This is a genomic window from Gardnerella vaginalis (assembly GCF_001546455.1).
Classification (GTDB): Bacteria; Actinomycetota; Actinomycetes; order Actinomycetales; family Bifidobacteriaceae; genus Bifidobacterium; species Bifidobacterium vaginale_B.
Genome location: NZ_KQ956813.1, coordinates 128,238 through 146,539, shown reverse-complemented (window position 1 = coordinate 146,539; position 18,302 = coordinate 128,238). Strand labels below are relative to the sequence as shown.

Below are 18,302 nucleotides of genomic sequence, written 5' to 3'. Positions count from 1 at the left end.
AGACTTATAGTCTGCGCAAATAGATAGTATTAAAAACAGTCCGTTTTTGTGGGCGGTTAGCGAACTAGCGTTTGGAGATATGGTGAGCATCATCCTTGAAGGAAAGCCAGATAAAAACCTTGTTCTCGTAACTGGTCGCGCGCATCCTAAGCTTGCTAAAGATGTTGCGAATCAGCTTGGTATAGAAGTATTGGAAACAACGGCATACGATTTTGCTAACGGCGAAATGTATGTTCGATACACTCAGTCTGTGCGAGGAACAGACGTGTTTGTGCTTCAAAGTCACAGCGATCCAGTCAATAAGTCCATTATGGAACAGTTGATTATGATTGATGCTTTAAAGCGCGCATCTGCCCGTTCTATTACCGCTGTGTGCCCGTTGCTTGGATATTCAAGACAAGACAAAAAGCATCGCGGTCGTGAGCCTATCTCTTGCCGTTTGATGTTTGATTTGCTTAAGACCGCAGGCGCCGATCGTATTATGAGCGTTGACTTGCACGCGGCACAATCTCAAGGATTCTTTGATGGCCCAGTCGATCATTTGATTGCTATGCCAGTGCTAGTAGATTATGTGAGAGACCGCTTTAGCAAAGATTTAGGCAATGTAACAGTTGTTTCGCCAGACGCAGGTCGAATTCGTGTTGCAGAACAGTGGGCGCAGCGCTTAGGCGGAGGTCCTCTTGCATTTGTGCACAAAACCAGGGATATTACGCGTCCAAATCAAGCTGTAGCAAATCGTGTTGTTGGAGATGTTGCTGGTCGCGATTGCGTTATGGTTGACGATTTAATCGATACTGCTGGAACAATTGCTGGAGCTTGTAGCGTTCTTAAAGACGCTGGAGCCAAGTCTGTAACTGTTGTTGCAACGCACGGCGTTCTTTCGGGGCCTGCCGTTGAGCGCTTAAAGAATTGCGGCGCTCGCGAAGTGGTGTTAACAGATACTGTTCCTATTCCACAAGAAAAGCGTTGGGATGGTTTAACAGTTCTTTCTATTGCTCCGCTTTTGGCTAGTGCAATTAAGGCTGTGTTTGAAGATGGATCTGTTGCAAAGCTGTTTGACACCTATCCAGAGCATCATGGACAAGGGTTCTTATTTGCATAAATCCTATTTCGCCACGCCAAACTTGACGATGTCGATTGTTATGGCATAATAGTGACTTGGCGGTTTTTCCGCCGTTCCCTCATGGTGTAATGGCAGCACACGGGTCTTTGGAACCCTTTGTCTTGGTTCGAATCCAGGTGAGGGAGCTAGAATTAGCGCCGCTTAGTTTTAAGCGGCGTTTTTGTTAACATAGCTGTTGTAGCTTAAAACGGGTTTTAAAACGAGTTTGTAGTACTTGTTTTGTGCGTGTTTTGTGCTTGTTTTCAAAGAAAGGCTTAATATGTTGGAATCTTTAAGAAGCGGATTCAAACGTGTTATTTCGCCGGTTGCAAAGCTTCTTGTTAAATTTGGTTGTACTGCTAACGGTGTTACTGTTTTTGGTGCCTTGGCACTTGTTGCAACGGCTATTTTTGTTTCAATAACTGGCCAACTTTTGTTTGGTACGATTTTACTTACGATTTTTGTTCTTGCAGACGCTTTGGATGGTTCTGTTGCTGCTTTAACAAATAAGAACGGTGGAACTAAATTTGGTGCATTTTTAGATTCTACGCTCGATAGGATTGCGGATTGGTCGCTTTTTGCGTGTGTTTGCATTTGTTTATATCGCTCAAATAATCTAAGCATTTGTTTATATTTGCCATTTTGCGTAAATAATTTTTTGCGTTCTTGCGGATTAGTCTGCTCTCTAGTTGCTATGATGTTTGCTTTTGTAACGTCATATGCAAGAGCAAGAGGCGAGTCTGTTGGAGTGGATGCTAAAAAAGGCTTGATTACTCGCGCCGATAGAGTGGCCATAATTTTAGTTGCAATGGGATTAAGTGGATTAACTGGTTGGCTACTGTGGCTTTGCTTGGCAATGATTATTCTTTGCGTTGGTGGAGCCATAACCGTTGTTCAGCGTATTTTTGAAGTTAAAAATGCGCTTGACTAAATCAAATTTGGTGATTTGTCGCTAAAGCGCATTAAAATCATCACGTTTACGTAACCGTACACTTTTTAGGAGTATCATGTCAGGTCATTCCAAGTGGGCGACCACAAAGCACAAGAAGGCCGCTATCGACGCAAAGCGCGGCAAGCTTTTCGCCAAGCTTATTAAGAATATTGAAATTGCAGCTCGTCTTGGTGGTGGAGACCCAGATGGTAACCCAACTTTGTACGATGCAATTGTTAAAGCTAAGAAAGCTTCTATGCCAGCAGATAACATTAAGCGCGCTGTTAAGCGTGGTTCTGGCGAAGAAGCAGGCGGCGCAAACTACGAAGAGATTGTTTACGAAGGCTATGCTCCTGCAGGCGTTGGCTTGATTATTGAGTGCCTTACAGATAATCGTAATCGCGCTGCAGCAGATGTTCGCTCTACTCTTACAAAGGGCAATGGATCTTTGGCTACAAGCGGTTCTGTGAGCTTTAACTTTGAGCGCAAGGGCTTGATTGAAGTTCCTAGCGAAGGTGTTGACTACAGCAAGCTTTTTGATATTGCTGCAGAAGCAGGTGCAGAAGACGTTGCTGATGATGGAGATGTGTATTCTGTATACACGGATTCTAGCGATTTGGTAACGGTTCGTAAGGCTTTGCAAGAGGCTGGTTTTGACTACGATTCTGCTGAAATCGTTATGCATCCAAATAATGAGGTTGAGTTGAGCTTTGAAGATGCTCAAAAGGTGTCTCGCTTGATTGACAATCTCGATGATTTGGACGATGTTCAGAACATTTATAGCAACTGGACCGCTTCGGATGAAGTTATGGCTCAGCTTGAGGAAGCAGAATAGTTTCCAATGATGATTTTGGGCGTTGACCCCGGGCTTACTCGCTGCGGGGTCGGCGTGATTGAAGCCGGCGTTTCTCGTCGGCTTTCTTTTATTCACGTCGACGTTTTAAGAAGTAATCCAAAGACTTCTCAGGATTTACGACTTCTTGAGATTTACAACGGACTGGTTGAAAAAATAGAGCGGTTTTCGCCAGATGTTGTTTCGATTGAGCGAGTATTTGCTCAAGAAAATCTAAATACCGTTTTGGGTACTGCTCAAGTTGCTGGAGTAGCAATGCTTGCTGCAGCTCAAAGGGGTATTCCTGTTGCTTTGCATACTCCTACAGAGGTTAAGTTGGCTGTTGCTGGCAATGGCGGTGCTGGAAAACAGCAAGTGGAGCGCATGGTTGCTCGTCTTTTAAATCTTAATGTTTTGCCAACTCCTGCAGATGCTGCCGATGCTTTAGCTCAGGCTATTTGCCATGCTCTTAGGCCTGCTGGAGCACTTCAGGGAGGGGAGAGAGAACAACATTTAACGGCTGCTCAAAGAAAGTGGGCTGAATCTTTGCGTGCGGCGCGCGGATCAAGTTCTGTCGGGCGAGGTATGTAGGATATTTATAGAACATCTGTTCTATAAATTGCAGATTTTATCCGAAAGGTGAGCGCATGATTGGTATGCTTAGTGGCGTTGTGGAGTCTATTGATTCTCGCTGTGCGCTTATCTGTGTTTGTGGCGTTGGCTACGAGGTTTATATGCCTTCTTCAGATTTGTCGTCTTTGCGAGAAGGTCAAGAAGTTAAGGTTTATACGTCTTTGCAAGTTAGTCAAGATGCTATTACGCTTTATGGTTTTACAAGCATTGCATCAAAACGTATTTTTCTTCAAATTCAACAAAAAGTTAGTGGAGTAGGGCCTAAAGTGGCTCTTTCTTTGCTGTCAACGTTAAGTGTAGATCGTTTAATGCAGGCTATTGCAGATTCAGATGTTTCTGCGCTTTCTTCCGCTCCTGGGTTAGGCAAAAAGGGCGCGCAAAAAATAATTCTTGAACTTAAAGGCTCTATCGACATGTCTTTGCTAAGCAAAGATAGTGTAGATAAAAATACAAACAAGAATATTAGTGATTTTGGCGATTCTTCTATGCGCAAAGTTGTTGTTGGATTAATGTCTTTAGGCTGGAAGCAGTTTGACGCTCAAAAAGCGGTGGAAAATGTTTGTGCTCAGGAAGATATTTCTTTGCCAATTAGTGATGCAGATATGCCAAAAGTTTTGCGTATGGCTTTATCTTCGCTCGATAGAGGCAGGTGATAATGGTGACTTTAAAAGAAAACAGTTCTAACAGCGTAAACAATAATATGCAAGATACGCAAGCGTTAAATACGGGCGTGCTAGAAAATTCTTTAAGAATGGTTTCCTCGTCTCCTATAGAAAACGAGCAGATTAGCGACGAAGAGCTAAGGCCTCATGCTCTAGAAGGTTTTATTGGTCAGCCTTTATTAAAAGCTCAGCTGCAACTTTTTTTGGATGCGGCAAGATTACGTAATGTTCCGCCAGATCATATACTTCTTGCGGGTCCTCCAGGTCTTGGAAAAACAACGTTAGCAATGATTGTTGCTAACGAACTTGGTGTGTCTATTCGTGTAACTTCTGGTCCTGCAATTCAACATGCTGGCGATTTAGCGTCGATTTTAAGTTCGCTAGATACGGGCGAGGTACTATTTATTGACGAAATTCACAGACTTCCTCGCGCTGCTGAAGAATTGCTTTACATTGCAATGGAAGATTTTAGAGTAGACGTTATGGTTGGAAAAGGCCCTGGAGCTTCTTCTATACCGCTTACATTGCCGCATTTTACTGTTGTTGGAGCTACTACAAGAGAAGGCATGCTTCCTTCTCCGCTTCGTGCTCGTTTTGGTTTTACAGCGCATCTTGATTTTTACCCTAAAGATGAGCTAGAAAAACTTATTGAGCGTTCTTCTACAGTTTTAGGCGTAAAACTTGCAGATCAGGCTGCTAAAGAACTCGCAATGCGTTCTAGAGGAACTCCTAGGATTGCAAACCGTCTTTTAAGGCGCGTTAGAGATTGGGCTGTTGTTAACAATCTTAAAGAAGTAGATTGTGAATCGGTTGTAAAAGCTTTAGCTTTATACCAGATTGATAAGCAGGGCTTAGATAGACTAGATATTGCTGTGCTAAAAGCTATTGTTAGCCAATTTAATGGAGGCCCTGTTGGCCTTAACAATTTGGCTGCAATGGTTGGAGAAGAGTCAGAAACAGTTGAAACTGTTTGTGAGCCATATTTAGTTCGCGAGGGCTTTCTTATTCGTACTCCAAAGGGTCGCGTTGCAACCAAAAAAGCTTGGGAGCATTTGGGTCTGGAGTCGCCAAAAATGTCAGATAGATAGCCTAAAATTCTTGATTTGGGCGGTGTTTTACCGTCTTAGGGTTGGATAACTTAAGGAGTTTATTGTGCCCCAATTCTTTAGCCAGTATGGCATGCTTATTGTTCTTGTAGTAGCCATGGTTGGTATCATGTGGTTCCAATCTCGTAGCATGAAGAAGCGTCAAACCGAATTGCGCTCTTTCCATGATTCACTAAAGCCTGGTGTTGAGGTTATAACCATTGGTGGAATTATTGGTAAGGTTGTTAGCGTTGATGCCGATCACGAAGAGATTGTTATAGATTCTGAAAACAGTTTGTTGCGCGTATCTTTCCGTGCTGTTAATAGAGTTTATGTTCGCGTAGATTTTAATAGCTACGATAAAGAAGATAATTCTCAAGATGCTAACAGCGCTGAAGATTCAAACTCTGAAAATGTTGATGAATCGCAAGAATCCAACGATTCTAATCAGGTTCCAGAATCTAATGAATCTGGTGAAAATAAAGAAAACTAAAATAAGAACATTTGGATTATGACAACAACTGATATTACTGTAAAGCCTTTAAAGAATGTTAGCAATCAGGATGCTGATTATTTAGCGTCTCTTGTTCGCACAATCCCAGGATTCCCAAATCCAAAGATTGTTTTTCGCGATTTTCTACCTGTATTTGCAGATGCTCGTGCAATGCAAATTCTTATTGAATCACTTGTTGATTCTTTACCTGTTTCTAAAGACTCATTTGATTTGGTTGCAGGTCTTGAAGCTCGTGGATTCTTATTTGGCCCAGCATTAGCTGCGCGCTTAAATAAAGGTTTTATTGCAGTAAGAAAAGCTGGAAAATTACCTCCAGAGGTTATTAGTGAATCATATTCTCTTGAATATGGCGAAGCTAAAATCGAGATAGAAAAAGGTTTGATTAAGCCTGGTCAGCGTGTTCTTATTGTGGATGATTTAATTGCAACAGGAGGAACAGCAAAAGCCGCCGCAAAGCTTGTTGAAAGAGCTGAAGGTGTTGTTGCTGGATTCTGCTTTGTAATGGAGTTAACTGGCATTAATGGAATGAGCGATTTGCAATCCTATAAATGCTCTAGTCTAATGAGAATGCCAGCCTAAAAATACTACAGATTGTTGTTTAAGCCTAAAGCGTTAAATATATAAATAATCCAAAATAAACCTTAAACAGTAGGAGGGGAAGTAATTGTGAAAAAGCTAAAGTCTTCTCTTATTAGTGTTTTAAAGGGTTTAGCTATTCCAGCAATAACAATTTTTGTTTTTGCTCTTGTTGTTGGATTGTTTATGTCTTTAACGCTTTTGGTTATATCTATTGAAGAAGGAACTGGCAATCTTTCGGATTCTTCAATGTCTTTAACTTGGGCTTTGCTTCTTTTTTCTCAAGGAGTAGGGCTTGGATTTAATGATTTTATTCTTACGATTATTCCTCTTGGACTAACGATTCTTTTAGTTTCTACTCTTGCAATTGCAATGAAAAAACTAAAAAGCGGGCAGGTTGAAAATTTAATTGGCCTATTTGTTTGGGTGTTTATAAACGCTGTAATATCTCAAAATACAAATATTGAGCTATTGGATTCTTTGCCAATAATATTGCTAAAAAGCATTTGTGTGTATGTTTTAGCAATGATTATTGTAGTTGCACCACACTCTTCCGCGTTTGCTCAAATAAAACAAGAATTAGCAAAACATTTTTCCGAACGAACGATTAAATCTGTAAAAACTTGTGCTTATTGTTCTATAAGTGTTTTGGCTATTTATGCGATTGTTGCGGTTTTAACAATTATCTTTTGGTGTGTAATTGGTTCAAGCAACGTTGAGATTGCTTTTTCTAAACTTGGAATGCAAATCGGATCTAGGATTTTAACCTCTATTGCTTGTTTAGTTTGGCTTCCAAATATTGCGTTATGGGCGTTATCTTGGATTGCTGGATCAGGATTTAACATTGGAAGTGTTGCAAGCTTTAGTGTTTTTTCTACTAACAAAAAATCATTGCCTCCTGTTCCACTATTTTCAATATTTCCAGATGCTATAAAAGATTCACTGTATAGAACAGCCACAGTTAGCATATTGTTTGTTCTATGCACTATTTTGGCTTTGTTTGTAATCTTGTATTCAAAGTTGTGCAATCTTAGAATTTGCTTTGATGAAAATAAAGTTGATTGGAAAAAAACGGCTTTCGCATTTGCGCAGTCTGCAATAGTATTGGTTGCGTCTTGTATGGTTGTAATACTTTCCATGAGCATATTGCTTATATTTGCAAACGGAAGCTTAGGTAGATTTAGATTAGCGAATGTTGGAGTTAATGTAAGCAGAAGTGTTCGTTCCTTGGGTCATTTAACAATATACGGTTTTGGCTGCGCTTGGCTTATTGTTCTTTTAGTTTGCGCAATAATAGTTGGAATTCAAGTTTTAAGAAGCAAAATTTTATCCAAAAATCAACCTTTGCTTGAGAACAAAACTGAAACTAGAAATTCTAGAATAGTTAGTTCAAAAGCTAATAAAAAATAAATCCTCATCCAACACAAGGAGGGAACCCCGTGCAACAGATACATGCGCAAGAATCAAGTGCAGATGTGCTGATAACCACAGGTAAAAGGTCTATAAAGCGAGTACTGGTTTCGGTATTTTGCAAAGAAGGGTTAGAAACGCTTGCAGAAGCTTTTAAAAAGTGTGGAACTCAGGTTGTTTCAACAGGTTCAACTGCTTTAAAGCTTCAAGAATTGGGTGTTAGCGTTACTCAGGTTGCGGATGTAACAGGATTCCCAGAAAGCTTAGATGGTAGAGTTAAGACTCTAGACCCTCATATTCACGCTGGCATTTTAGCAGATATGAGCAATCCAGACCATGTAAAGCAGCTTAAAGACTTAGAAATCCAGCCATTTGACGCTGTTGTTGTGAATCTGTATCCATTTGTAAACACGGTTATGAGTGGTGCGGAAAATGACGCCATTATTGAAAAAATTGATATTGGTGGTCCATCAATGATTCGAGCAGCTGCTAAAAATCATAAATCTGTGGCAGTTATTACAGATCCTGCAGATTATAAACTTTTAGCTAATCGAATTGCTTCTGGAGAAGGCTTTAGCTTGCAAGAGCGTGAATATTTGGCTGGTAAAGCATTTGCTCATACAGCAGCTTACGATGCTGCAATATGCCAATGGACAAATAACACTTGGCCAATGCCGCAAAGCATGCTAGAAAATACAGAAAACAGCGAGGATTCTCTTGATAAATCAAGTGAAGAGTTGCTTCCTGCAGATTACACACGCACTTGGCATTTAGAGCATAATCTTCGATATGGCGAAAATCCGCACCAGCAGGCGGGGCTTTACCTTGACCCGTTGCATAAAGGTGGTTTAGCGCAAGCTGAACTTCTTGGCGGAAAACCAATGAGCTATAACAATTATGTTGATGCGGATGCGGCATGGCGTGCTGTTTGGGATTTTGCTCCACAAATTGCAGTTGCAGTTTGCAAGCATAACAATCCTTGCGGCTTAGCGATTGGAAAAACGGCTGCAGAGGCTCATAGAAAGGCTCATGCATGCGATCCTGTAAGCGCATATGGCGGAGTGATTGCCTGTAATTCAACAGTTACGCTAGAAATGGCGCAAAGTGTGCGTCCAATCTTTACAGAAGTAATTGTGGCTCCAGATTATGATCCAGAAGCATTAGAATTATTGCGCACAAAAAAGAAGAATTTGCGAATCCTAAAGGTTGCAAATCCTCCTCTTCTAGGTTTGCAAGTGCATCCTATTGACGGCGGAGCTTTGGTTCAGAGCGCAGACAAGATTGATGATTTAGGGGATAATCCTAAAAATTGGACTCTTGTTTCTGGAGATCCAGTAGACGAAACCACCTTAAAAGACTTAGAGTTTGCGTGGCGTTCGCTTAGATGCGTAAAGTCAAATGCCATTTTGCTTGCGCATGATTTAGCAACTGTTGGAATTGGAATGGGTCAAGTTAATAGAGTTGATTCATGCAATCTTGCAGTTGAAAGAGCCAATACTTTGGCAGATGGATTAGAACGTGCTAAAGGATCTGTTGCAGCATCCGACGCATTCTTCCCATTTGCAGATGGTCCTCAAATTCTGATTAATGCAGGCGTTCGCGCAATTGTTCAGCCTGGAGGTTCAATTAGAGACGAGGAAGTGTTTGAAGCAGCGCGTAAAGCTGGCGTTACAATGTACACTACTGGAACGAGGCACTTCTTCCACTAAAAATCAATCGCTATTTGCAGATTGTGTTTTTGCAAATAGATGATTAGTCAGTTAGATTAACTCGATTAATTGATTAACGTAAAGCCTTGGATTGTGTTTAATATACTTTCCAAGGCTTTTTATGTATTATACAAGTATGACAATTAACCAGCAGAGCAACGAACAAGAATCAAAAATCGCGTTTAAAGAAAGCACAAACAATAGCGTCAACAATCTGGAAAATAATCCAGCAAATAATCCAGCAAATAATCCGGCAAATAATCACATTTATGTTTCGGAAGCAAAAGAGGGAAAGCCGTATGCTCAATGGTTTGTGGCAGCAATTGTATGTGTGTGCGCAATATTAGCTTTTATTGGAAAAATAATGGCTGCAACAGTTATTATTTCTGCAACAGCCATTATTCTTGGAGCAATACGTTTAATTTTTACTCAACGAAGCCCTTGGAAAGTCAGATCAGTTGGTTTTGACTCTTTTATAAGCATCGCACTAGGAGTTGGACTCTTAGTAACGTATTTTTCCATTTTTGTTTTTATGTAATCTTTTTGTTTATATAACTATTTATCTTCGTTATAGAACGGGTTAATTTCCTTGTCTTCCTTGCTCTCGCTATTTTCCGATTCTGCGTTAAGTGCTGAATTGTTTTGCAAAGAATCGTTTAAGGAAGAATCGCCAGCATTGTTGGAGTTGTTAATGCTGCTAGCTTCGTGTATAGAAGGAGTGCTTACAAGCTTAGAAATAAGCATTACAAATCCAACTAGAGCTGCCGCAAAAATAGGAGCAATCCAAAATACCCAAAGCTGGCTTAACGGAGCAACAGCCAACTTCTTTGACTGAGCAAAAATAGCAATTCCGGTGGAGCGAGCTGGATTAAGACCTGTTCCAGTGATTTGGTAGGTAATAAAAGTGCCAACGGAATAGGCAATGCCCATGTGTGCTGCGTACGTGCATTTTGCACTACCATCTTCGCGAGTGTAAGTCATTGCGGTTGCAACAATAATAAGAACGGCAATGACTTCAACAATCAGGGCTGCAATAACGCCAAAAGAAGCATTAACACTCTTTAGCTGGTTTGCGGAGATAGAAGCGCTTTCAAAACCGTTTACAACTGGAGCAAACCATGTTTTTGCTGGAACCATCTTAGTTTGTGGAAGAATAAAAACGGTTAAAGCTGCAGCAACAATAGCGCCTATAACCTGAGCCACAATGTACAAAATTCCCGAAATATAAGACGTTCTTCCAGTGAGCATAGATGCAATAGTTACCGCAGGATTAACGTGTCCGCCCGAAACTTTAGCAGATATGCTAATTGCTGCAGCATAAGCTAAGCCAGTTCCTGCAGCAATCAAAAGAACGTTTACGCCATACATTGCTGTTACAACAGACGAAAACATGTAAACAGTAAACAAAGCAAAAACGCTTGAAACAAATTCTGCAAAAATTCTAAAAATAAGAGGTGCACTAGCAGCTGATTTTTGTTTAGAAGCTGAGCACTCCGCTTGCAAAGTGTTAGTCATAACAATTCCTTACGTTAATTTTGTATATTGTTGTATTGTTTTTGTTATTTACAACACAACCAAACGTTTGCTATAGTATCACGGCTATGCCATACGCTAACATAGAAAAACGTGGTAATTTGCTGTGATTATTAAAAAATATTAAAAAAATATGCAAAAATAGCCACAAAATTAGTAAATAACATTAATTAGGTCACGTTGGGAGAACGATGCCAAACGCATATTCCCGCGCCAATCAGGCGCATTCAGATGACAAAAACGCCGTTCGACTGCAAAAGTTACTAGCAGAAGCTGGATTTGGTTCGAGACGCAAATGCGAAGAAATAATCCTTGATGGGCGTGTTGAAGTAGATGATGAGCTTGTAACAACACTCGGAACTCGAGTAGATCCAAGCAAGCAAAAGATTCGTGTAGACGGCTCTAGAGTAAAGTTCAATCACAAGCTTGTAACGCTGGCTCTTAACAAGCCAAAACGAGTTTTGAGTGCAATGGATGATCCTAAAGGTCGCTTTACTTTAAGAGATATTGTTGGAGATAAGTACGAGCGAATCTTCCACATGGGTCGTTTAGACTACGATTCGGAAGGTCTTATTTTAATGACCAACGATGGTGAGTTAAGCCAGCACGTAATGCACCCAAAGTATGAAGTTGAAAAAACATATATTGCAACCGTTGAAGGCAAGATTAACGGCATGATTTGCCGCAGACTAGTTTCCCAAGGCGTAAATTTAGACGACGGGTGGATTAAGCTAGATCGCTGCGCAATAATCGACCAAAATCACGATACAACAATGGTAAAAGTTGTTCTACACTCTGGCAAAAATCGCATTGTGCGTAGGATTTTTGGAGCCGTTGGATTCCCAGTAAAACGTCTTGTTAGAACGCAAATTGGCCCGATTAAATTAGGAGACTTAAAAGCTGGGTCATATCGCGTTCTTTCGCAAGTAGAAGTGCGCTCGCTTTCTAAGGAGGTTGGTCTGTGATTTGCGTAGCAATTGATGGTCCTGCAGGAGTTGGAAAATCCTCTACTTCTCGCGCGTTAGCACAATACTACGGCTTTGCGTATTTAGATACGGGTGCAATGTATAGAGCTGCAGCGTTATTTTGCTTAAAGCAAGGTATTGATTTAAGCACACAGCTTGAATTGAATGAAGATGGCCAGCCTGCAAATAGTGCGGATTCTAAGCGTTTTGATCAAATTATTGAAGCCGTTGGAGCATTATTTACCGAAGATCATGCTGAATTTAGTGTGGATCCAAAAAATCCCGTAGTTAAATTCGACGGAAAAGATGTTAGCGAAGAATTACGCTCTAGCGATGTTTCTTCGTGCGTTTCTACCGTATCTTCTATTCCTGCAGTGCGCCGCATGCTAATTGCTGCTCAGCGCGCGTATATATCGGCAGAATCTAGTGAAGAATCATTCTCGGCTGGCTTAGGAATAGTGGCAGAAGGCCGTGATATTACTACTGTTGTAGCCCCTAATGCGCAAGTTCGCGTGCTTCTTACTGCAAGAGAAGATGTGCGTCAGGCGCGTAGAAATAAGCAAGATAGTAATCAAGAAAATTTGCAAAATAATCAATCGTCTGAAGAAGACAATATTCGCGCTCGCGATGCTAAAGATGCTAAAGTAACGCATTTTCTTCAAGCAGCAGACGGTGTTACGACGCTCGATAATTCTGATTTGACTTTTGAGCAGACTCTCGACGCGCTTGTGGAGATGGTTGACGCTGCTATTGAGCAAGACGAATACGACCGTTACGCAGCGAATCTTGAAGGCTACGATCTTGATGATGAAGACCGTGCGCTTCTTAGCGGAGATCTAGCAGGCGAAGATGAATCGAAAGATACTAAAGCGGTTGGAGTAATTGCCGTTATAGGCCGACCAAACGTTGGAAAATCAACGCTTGTAAACCGTATTTTGGGTCACAGGGTCGCTGTTGTAGAAGATACTCCAGGTGTTACAAGGGATCGCGTAAGCTACGATGCTGAGTGGGCCGGAACCAACTTCAAGCTGGTAGATACAGGCGGCTGGGAAGCAGATGTTGAAGGCATTGATTCTTCGATTGCTCAGCAAGCGCAAGTAGCAGTGCGTTTAAGTGACGCTGTGATTTTTCTAGTAGATGGTCAAGTTGGCTTAACAGCTACCGACGAGCGCATTGTTTCCATGCTTCGTGCTGCTGGTAAGCCTATTACTTTGGCTGTTAACAAGGTTGATGACGCTAGAAGCGAGTATTTAACGGCAGAGTTTTGGAAGCTTGGAATGGGCGAGCCTTACGGAATTTCTGCAATGCACGGAAGAGGCGTTGGAGATTTGCTTGACGCGGCTCTTGCATCTTTAAAGAAAGCGAATAAGACTTCTGGATTCTTAACTCCGCAAGGTCTTCGTAGGGTTGCTTTAGTTGGCAGACCAAATGTTGGAAAGTCTTCGCTCCTAAACCATTTGGCTCACGAGGAGCGTTCTGTTGTAAACGACTTAGCTGGAACCACTAGAGACCCTGTTGACGAAGTTGTGCGAGTTGACGGAGAAGACTGGCTGTTTATTGACACAGCTGGTATTAAGCGCAGGCAGCATAAGCTTACGGGTGCTGAATACTATTCTTCACTTCGTACGCAAGCTGCGATTGAACGCTCGGAACTTGCTTTGATTCTTTTTGATTCTTCTCAGCCGATTGCAGAGCAGGATCTAAAAGTTATGAGCCAGGCTGTGGATGCAGGTCGCGCAATCGTACTTGTGTTTAACAAGTGGGATTTGATGGACGAGTTCTCCAGGCAGCGTATGGAACGCTTGTGGAAAACGGAGTTTGAACGCGTCACTTGGGCTGAGCGTGTGAACCTTTCTGCAAAAACGGGATGGCATACTAACCGTCTTGCGCGCGCTATGCGAACAGCCTTAGAAAACTGGGATAAGCGCATTCCTACAGGCAAGCTTAACGCCTTCTTAGGTCGTATTCAGTCTGCTCATCCACATCCTTTGCGAGGTGGAAAGCAAGCGCGAATCTTATTTGCAACGCAAGCTTCTACGCGCCCTCCGCGTTTTGTAATCTTTACAACAGGCTTCTTAGAGCACGGTTACCGTCGCTTTATTGAGCGTTCTCTTCGAGAAGAGTTTGGATTTGAGGGAACTCCTATTCAAATCTCCGTAAAAGTACGAGATAAAAAGAAGCGCAAGTAAAATCGCAAGTAAAGTTGAGTAGGAGCGTAGTATGGCTGGATTAGGCGAGTTAGCTCTTGATTTGCATCATGCTAGCGAAGACGAGATTTTTCAAGCATTTGTTGATTGGGTTAAGACTAATAAGCATGTAGATTTGTGGCCGCATCAAGAAGAATCCGTTATGGATTTGCTTGCAGGAGACCACGTAGTCTTAAACACTCCAACAGGTTCTGGAAAATCACTAGTCGCCCTCGGCATGCATTTTGCGGCACTCGCCACAGGCAGACGCTCCTACTACACTGCGCCAATCAAAGCACTTGTATCCGAAAAATTCTTCGATTTAGTTGCGATTTTTGGGCGAGACAACGTAGGCATGATTACTGGCGACTCGCATATTAACGCGGATGCTCCAATAATCTGCTGCACGGCGGAAATCTTAGCAAATCAAGCTCTGCGCGAAGGTGCAAACGCAAAAGTTGATTGCGTTGCAATGGACGAATTCCACTACTATGGAGACCCAGAGCGAGGATGGGCTTGGCAAGTTCCGCTACTTACTCTTGCAAACACGCAATTTTTGCTTATGAGCGCAACTCTTGGAGACGTAACGGATATTGCGGAACGCTTAGAAAAATCAACAAAAAGAAGTGTTGATATTATTGCAGACGCGCCAAGGCCAATCCCACTCGAATACGAGTACACAGATAAGCCACTTGCTACAACCGTAGAACTCTTATTTAACAAGGGTTTAACGCCGATTTACGTAGTTCATTTTTCGCAAGATGCAGCTCTAGAAACAGCTCAAGCGCTCGCAAGTACTGGAGTTTCTAGCAAAGAGCAGCGAGACAAAATTGCTCAAGCAATTAAAGGTACTAAATTTACTACAGGCTTCGGCAAAATTTTGCAAAGACTACTGCGCACAGGAGTTGGCGTGCATCATGCTGGTATGCTTCCGCGATACCGTAGGCTCGTCGAACAGCTCGCACAGCAGGGATTGCTGCCAGTTATTTGCGGAACAGACACTCTTGGCGTTGGTATTAACGTGCCAATTCACTCGGTTGTGCTTACAGCTCTTACAAAATTTGATGGAAATCGTAGTAGAAAGCTTCGCGCTCGCGAGTTTCATCAAATTGCAGGACGTGCAGGCAGAATGGGATTCGATACTGAGGGCTTAGTAGTTGCAGAGGCTCCAGAGTTCGAGATTGAAAACGCGCGCGCTGTTGCAAAAGCTGGAAATGATCCTAAAAAGCTTAAAAAAGTTAAGCGTAAGAAAGCTCCAGAAGGCTTTGTAGTTTGGGGCGAGCCAACGTTTACTAAGCTTATTGAAAGCGCTCCAGAAACTTTGAATCCTCACATGGTTGTAACACACTCAATGATTTTGAACGAAGTTACGCAAGGTGGGGATGCTAGAGCACGCGTTGAAAAACTTATTGAAGATAGCGCACAAAAGCCGCAAGATAAAGAAAAATTGCTTGAGCGTTGCGACGATATTTTCCAAACTTTGCTTGATACTCAAGTCATTGAATGCAGAGAGCTTTCAGACGGTTCTTGTGATTATGATCTTGATGTTGCTATGCCTGAAGGTTTTGCGCTAGATCAGCCGCTTTCTCCATTCTTGCTCGCAGCTTTGGAACTTCTAGACCCAGAATCTGAAAGCTACGCTCTTGACGTAATTTCTATGGTTGAAGCAACTTTGGATGACCCTAAGCCTGTTCTGCGCGCTCAAGAACGCAAGGCTCGCGATGCTGCAATGGCTGGCATGAAGGATGATGGTATTGATTACGAAGAGCGCATGGAACGCTTGGCGGAAGTTAGCTATCCTAAGCCTTTGGAAGATTTGCTAACTCCTGCTTTTGCGCAATATCGCAAAGATGTTCCGTGGGCAAACGACTACTGGCTAAAGCCTAAATCTGTGCTTCGAGACATGGTTGAAACTGCTTCCGATTTTACTGGCTACATTTCGCGCTATGGCATTGCTAGAAGTGAGGGAACGCTTCTTCGTTACCTTTCGGATGCCTACCGTTCGCTTGCTCGCACTGTGCCAGAAGATATGCTTAACGAAGAATTGCGTGATATTATTTCTTGGCTTCGCCTTGTTGTGCGCTCTATTGATTCTAGTCTTGTTGACGAGTGGGAGAGTGCTGGAGGGTCGGACGCTGAAGCTAGCGCTGTAACTATGGCCGCGCCTGGAACTTCTGAGTCTGTAGTTGAGGATCGTCGTGGACTTGTTGTGTTGATTCGAAACGCAATGTTCCGCCGCGTGCAGCTTATGGATTTGGAAGATGCGGATACTTTAGGAGAGCTTGATAAAGCTTGGGGCTACGGCGTTCACGAGTGGAATGATGTGCTCGACGACTATTACGATGAGCATGAATATGTTGGTATTGATGCCAAAGCTCGTGGTGGCGACTTGTTTATTTTGGACGATTCGCTAGAGAAGAGTGAGCATTCGTGGAAAGTTCGGCAGATTATTGACGACTCGGACGGAGACCGTAATTGGGCTATTACTGGAATTGTTGATTTGGACTCCACACAAGATACGGGCGAAGTTGTTTTCTTTGATTACAGCGTGTCGCACGTTTAGTCTTGTTTTACTTAAGATTTAGAGCAAGATACAAAATATAGTCGAACGTTTGTTCTATAGATTGCGTATAATTAGATTATGGTTCAGGATTTATTTACAGCAAGCAGCAATCCAGGGGATTTAATTCGTCCTCTGGCTGTTCGCATGCGTCCAAGTGCAATTGAAGATGTACTGGGTCAAACTCATGCGCTAAAAGATGGTTCGCCTTTGCGAAGGCTTGCAAATCCGCAATCTAAAGGTTCTCTTACATCTCCAAGCTCTGTTGTGTTATTTGGCCCTCCAGGTGTTGGCAAAACCACTCTTGCGTATATTGTGGCTCATCAGTCTGGTCGTGTATTTGAAGAGCTTTCTGCTGTAACTTCTGGAGTTAAAGACATTCGCGCAGTTCTAGATCGCGCGCATGAGCGTTTAGTTAGTAAAGGCCAAGAAACAGTACTGTTTATTGATGAAGTTCACCGTTTTTCTAAATCGCAGCAAGATGCTTTGCTTCCAAGCGTAGAAAATCGCGATATAACTTTTATTGGTGCTACAACCGAAAATCCAAGTTTTTCAATTATCAAGCCGCTGCTTAGCAGATCAGTAGTTGTTAAACTTGAGTCGCTTAGTGTAGAAGACTTGCACACGCTTGTAGAACGAGCTGTTGCAAGCAAAAATGGACTTAATAATCAGCTTAAAATTGATGATGAAGCTATTGATTCTATTATTCGCTTAAGCGGGGGAGACGCGCGCAAAACTCTTACGATTCTAGAAGCGGCAGCAGGAGCGGTAACTGGAGATATTGCGCTGCAGCACGGCAAGAAAAAGCCTGTAATTACTGCCGATATTGTTTCTAACGTAATGGATACTAATACAGTTCGCTACGACAAAGATGGCGACGATCATTACGATGTGATTTCTGCTTTTATTAAGTCAATGCGTGGAAGTGATGTTGATGCTTCTTTGCATTATTTAGCACGTATGCTTAGAGCTGGGGAAGACCCGCGTTTTATTGCAAGACGCATTATGATTGCTGCTGCCGAAGAAGTTGGAATGGCTGCTCCTCAAATTTTGCAAGTAACTGTTGCTGCAGCTCAAGCAGTTGCTCTAATTGGCATGCCAGAAGCACGCATTATTCTTTCGGAAGCTGTTATTGCTGTAGCAACTGCTCCTAAATCAAACGCAAGTTACAATGCTATTAATCAGGCTCTTAAAGATGTTGATTCTGGCAATATTGGTCAAGTGCCGCTTTATTTGCGCAATGCTCCAACTGCTTTGATGAAAAGCTGGGGTAATCATGATGGATATAAGTATGCTCACGATTATCCAGGTGCGGTTGCTCCTCAACAATATATGCCAGACGAGTTGGTTGGCAGAGAATATTACCACCCAAATAATCGCGGCTACGAGCACGAGATTTCGCAACGTTTATCTCAAATTCGCAATATTCTTCACAATCATGAAGATAAAAATTGATGATTAATTGATGATTATTTGTATTTATCAAAACTAAAAAACAAAATACTAGTTTTGCAATAGAAAAGTAACAATTGTTGATTTTGAATCATAAACTATTGGTGTCGAAAGATTCTAAAAAATTTGCGCAAATATAAGCTAAAGGTGTT

At 42.1% G+C, this 18,302-nt stretch carries 16 protein-coding genes and 1 tRNA gene; 16 read left to right on the top strand and 1 reads right to left on the bottom strand.

Annotation, left to right across the window (positions count from 1 at the left end; all coding sequences use genetic code 11):
* The first annotated feature begins 79 nt into the window (after nt 1–79).
* From HMPREF3216_RS02135 to HMPREF3216_RS02080, 12 genes are all read left to right on the top strand, one after another.
* The gene (locus tag HMPREF3216_RS02135) at nt 80–1,102 is read left to right on the top strand and encodes a ribose-phosphate diphosphokinase (protein WP_060786729.1); all 1,023 of its coding nucleotides are present in this window, start codon (nt 80–82) and stop codon (nt 1,100–1,102) included.
* Between the two features lie 75 nt (nt 1,103–1,177).
* Nucleotides 1,178–1,248: transfer RNA gene (locus HMPREF3216_RS02130), tRNA-Gln, on the top strand.
* Between the two features lie 134 nt (nt 1,249–1,382).
* Entirely contained in the window at nt 1,383–2,033 is a 651-nt protein-coding gene (locus HMPREF3216_RS02125) for a CDP-alcohol phosphatidyltransferase family protein (RefSeq protein ID WP_060786728.1), read from the top strand.
* A gap of 76 nt (nt 2,034–2,109) precedes the next feature.
* Nucleotides 2,110–2,868, top strand: coding sequence for a YebC/PmpR family DNA-binding transcriptional regulator (locus HMPREF3216_RS02120; RefSeq protein WP_060786727.1), 759 nt, complete (start codon nt 2,110–2,112; stop codon nt 2,866–2,868).
* A gap of 6 nt (nt 2,869–2,874) precedes the next feature.
* Entirely contained in the window at nt 2,875–3,456 is a 582-nt protein-coding gene (ruvC, locus tag HMPREF3216_RS02115; protein ID WP_060786726.1) for a crossover junction endodeoxyribonuclease RuvC, read from the top strand.
* Nucleotides 3,457–3,512: 56 nt separating this feature from the next.
* A complete protein-coding gene (gene ruvA, locus HMPREF3216_RS02110) occupies nt 3,513–4,151 on the top strand; it encodes a Holliday junction branch migration protein RuvA (RefSeq protein ID WP_060786725.1) in 639 nt (212 codons plus the stop codon).
* Between the two features lie 47 nt (nt 4,152–4,198).
* Entirely contained in the window at nt 4,199–5,248 is a 1,050-nt protein-coding gene (ruvB, locus tag HMPREF3216_RS02105) for a Holliday junction branch migration DNA helicase RuvB (protein WP_060786803.1), read from the top strand.
* A gap of 64 nt (nt 5,249–5,312) precedes the next feature.
* Complete coding sequence (gene yajC / locus HMPREF3216_RS02100; protein ID WP_060786724.1) at nt 5,313–5,738, top strand: preprotein translocase subunit YajC; 426 nt, start codon at nt 5,313–5,315, stop codon at nt 5,736–5,738.
* An 18-nt stretch (nt 5,739–5,756) separates the two neighbouring features.
* A complete protein-coding gene (locus tag HMPREF3216_RS02095; RefSeq protein ID WP_060786723.1) occupies nt 5,757–6,338 on the top strand; it encodes an adenine phosphoribosyltransferase in 582 nt (193 codons plus the stop codon).
* 87 nt (nt 6,339–6,425) lie between these two features.
* Nucleotides 6,426–7,745, top strand: coding sequence for a cell division protein PerM (locus HMPREF3216_RS02090; protein ID WP_060786722.1), 1,320 nt, complete (start codon nt 6,426–6,428; stop codon nt 7,743–7,745).
* Between the two features lie 71 nt (nt 7,746–7,816).
* A complete protein-coding gene (gene purH, locus HMPREF3216_RS02085; RefSeq protein WP_060786802.1) occupies nt 7,817–9,454 on the top strand; it encodes a bifunctional phosphoribosylaminoimidazolecarboxamide formyltransferase/IMP cyclohydrolase in 1,638 nt (545 codons plus the stop codon).
* Nucleotides 9,455–9,590: 136 nt separating this feature from the next.
* Nucleotides 9,591–9,992: a hypothetical protein gene (locus tag HMPREF3216_RS02080; RefSeq protein ID WP_060786721.1), complete on the top strand. Its 402-nt coding sequence runs from the start codon at nt 9,591–9,593 to the stop codon at nt 9,990–9,992.
* 17 nt (nt 9,993–10,009) lie between these two features.
* On the opposite strand, the gene HMPREF3216_RS02075 is transcribed toward HMPREF3216_RS02080, so the two are convergent.
* Complete coding sequence (locus HMPREF3216_RS02075; protein ID WP_060786720.1) at nt 10,010–10,969, bottom strand: MIP/aquaporin family protein; 960 nt, start codon at nt 10,967–10,969, stop codon at nt 10,010–10,012.
* Nucleotides 10,970–11,178: 209 nt separating this feature from the next.
* On the opposite strand from HMPREF3216_RS02075, the gene HMPREF3216_RS02070 reads away from it, so the two are divergent.
* From HMPREF3216_RS02070 to HMPREF3216_RS02055, 4 genes are all read left to right on the top strand, one after another.
* On the top strand, nt 11,179–11,952 hold the full coding sequence (locus HMPREF3216_RS02070; protein ID WP_060786719.1) for a pseudouridine synthase: 774 nt from the start codon (nt 11,179–11,181) through the stop codon (nt 11,950–11,952).
* A complete protein-coding gene (gene der, locus HMPREF3216_RS02065) occupies nt 11,949–14,141 on the top strand; it encodes a bifunctional cytidylate kinase/GTPase Der (protein WP_060786718.1) in 2,193 nt (730 codons plus the stop codon). The genes HMPREF3216_RS02070 and der overlap by 4 nt, the downstream gene beginning before the upstream one ends.
* 31 nt (nt 14,142–14,172) lie before the next feature.
* Nucleotides 14,173–16,701 (top strand): DEAD/DEAH box helicase, encoded by a 2,529-nt coding sequence (locus HMPREF3216_RS02060; RefSeq protein WP_060786717.1) that lies wholly within the window; start codon nt 14,173–14,175, stop codon nt 16,699–16,701.
* A gap of 78 nt (nt 16,702–16,779) precedes the next feature.
* A complete protein-coding gene (locus tag HMPREF3216_RS02055; RefSeq protein WP_060786716.1) occupies nt 16,780–18,153 on the top strand; it encodes a replication-associated recombination protein A in 1,374 nt (457 codons plus the stop codon).
* Nucleotides 18,154–18,302: the final 149 nt, after the last annotated feature.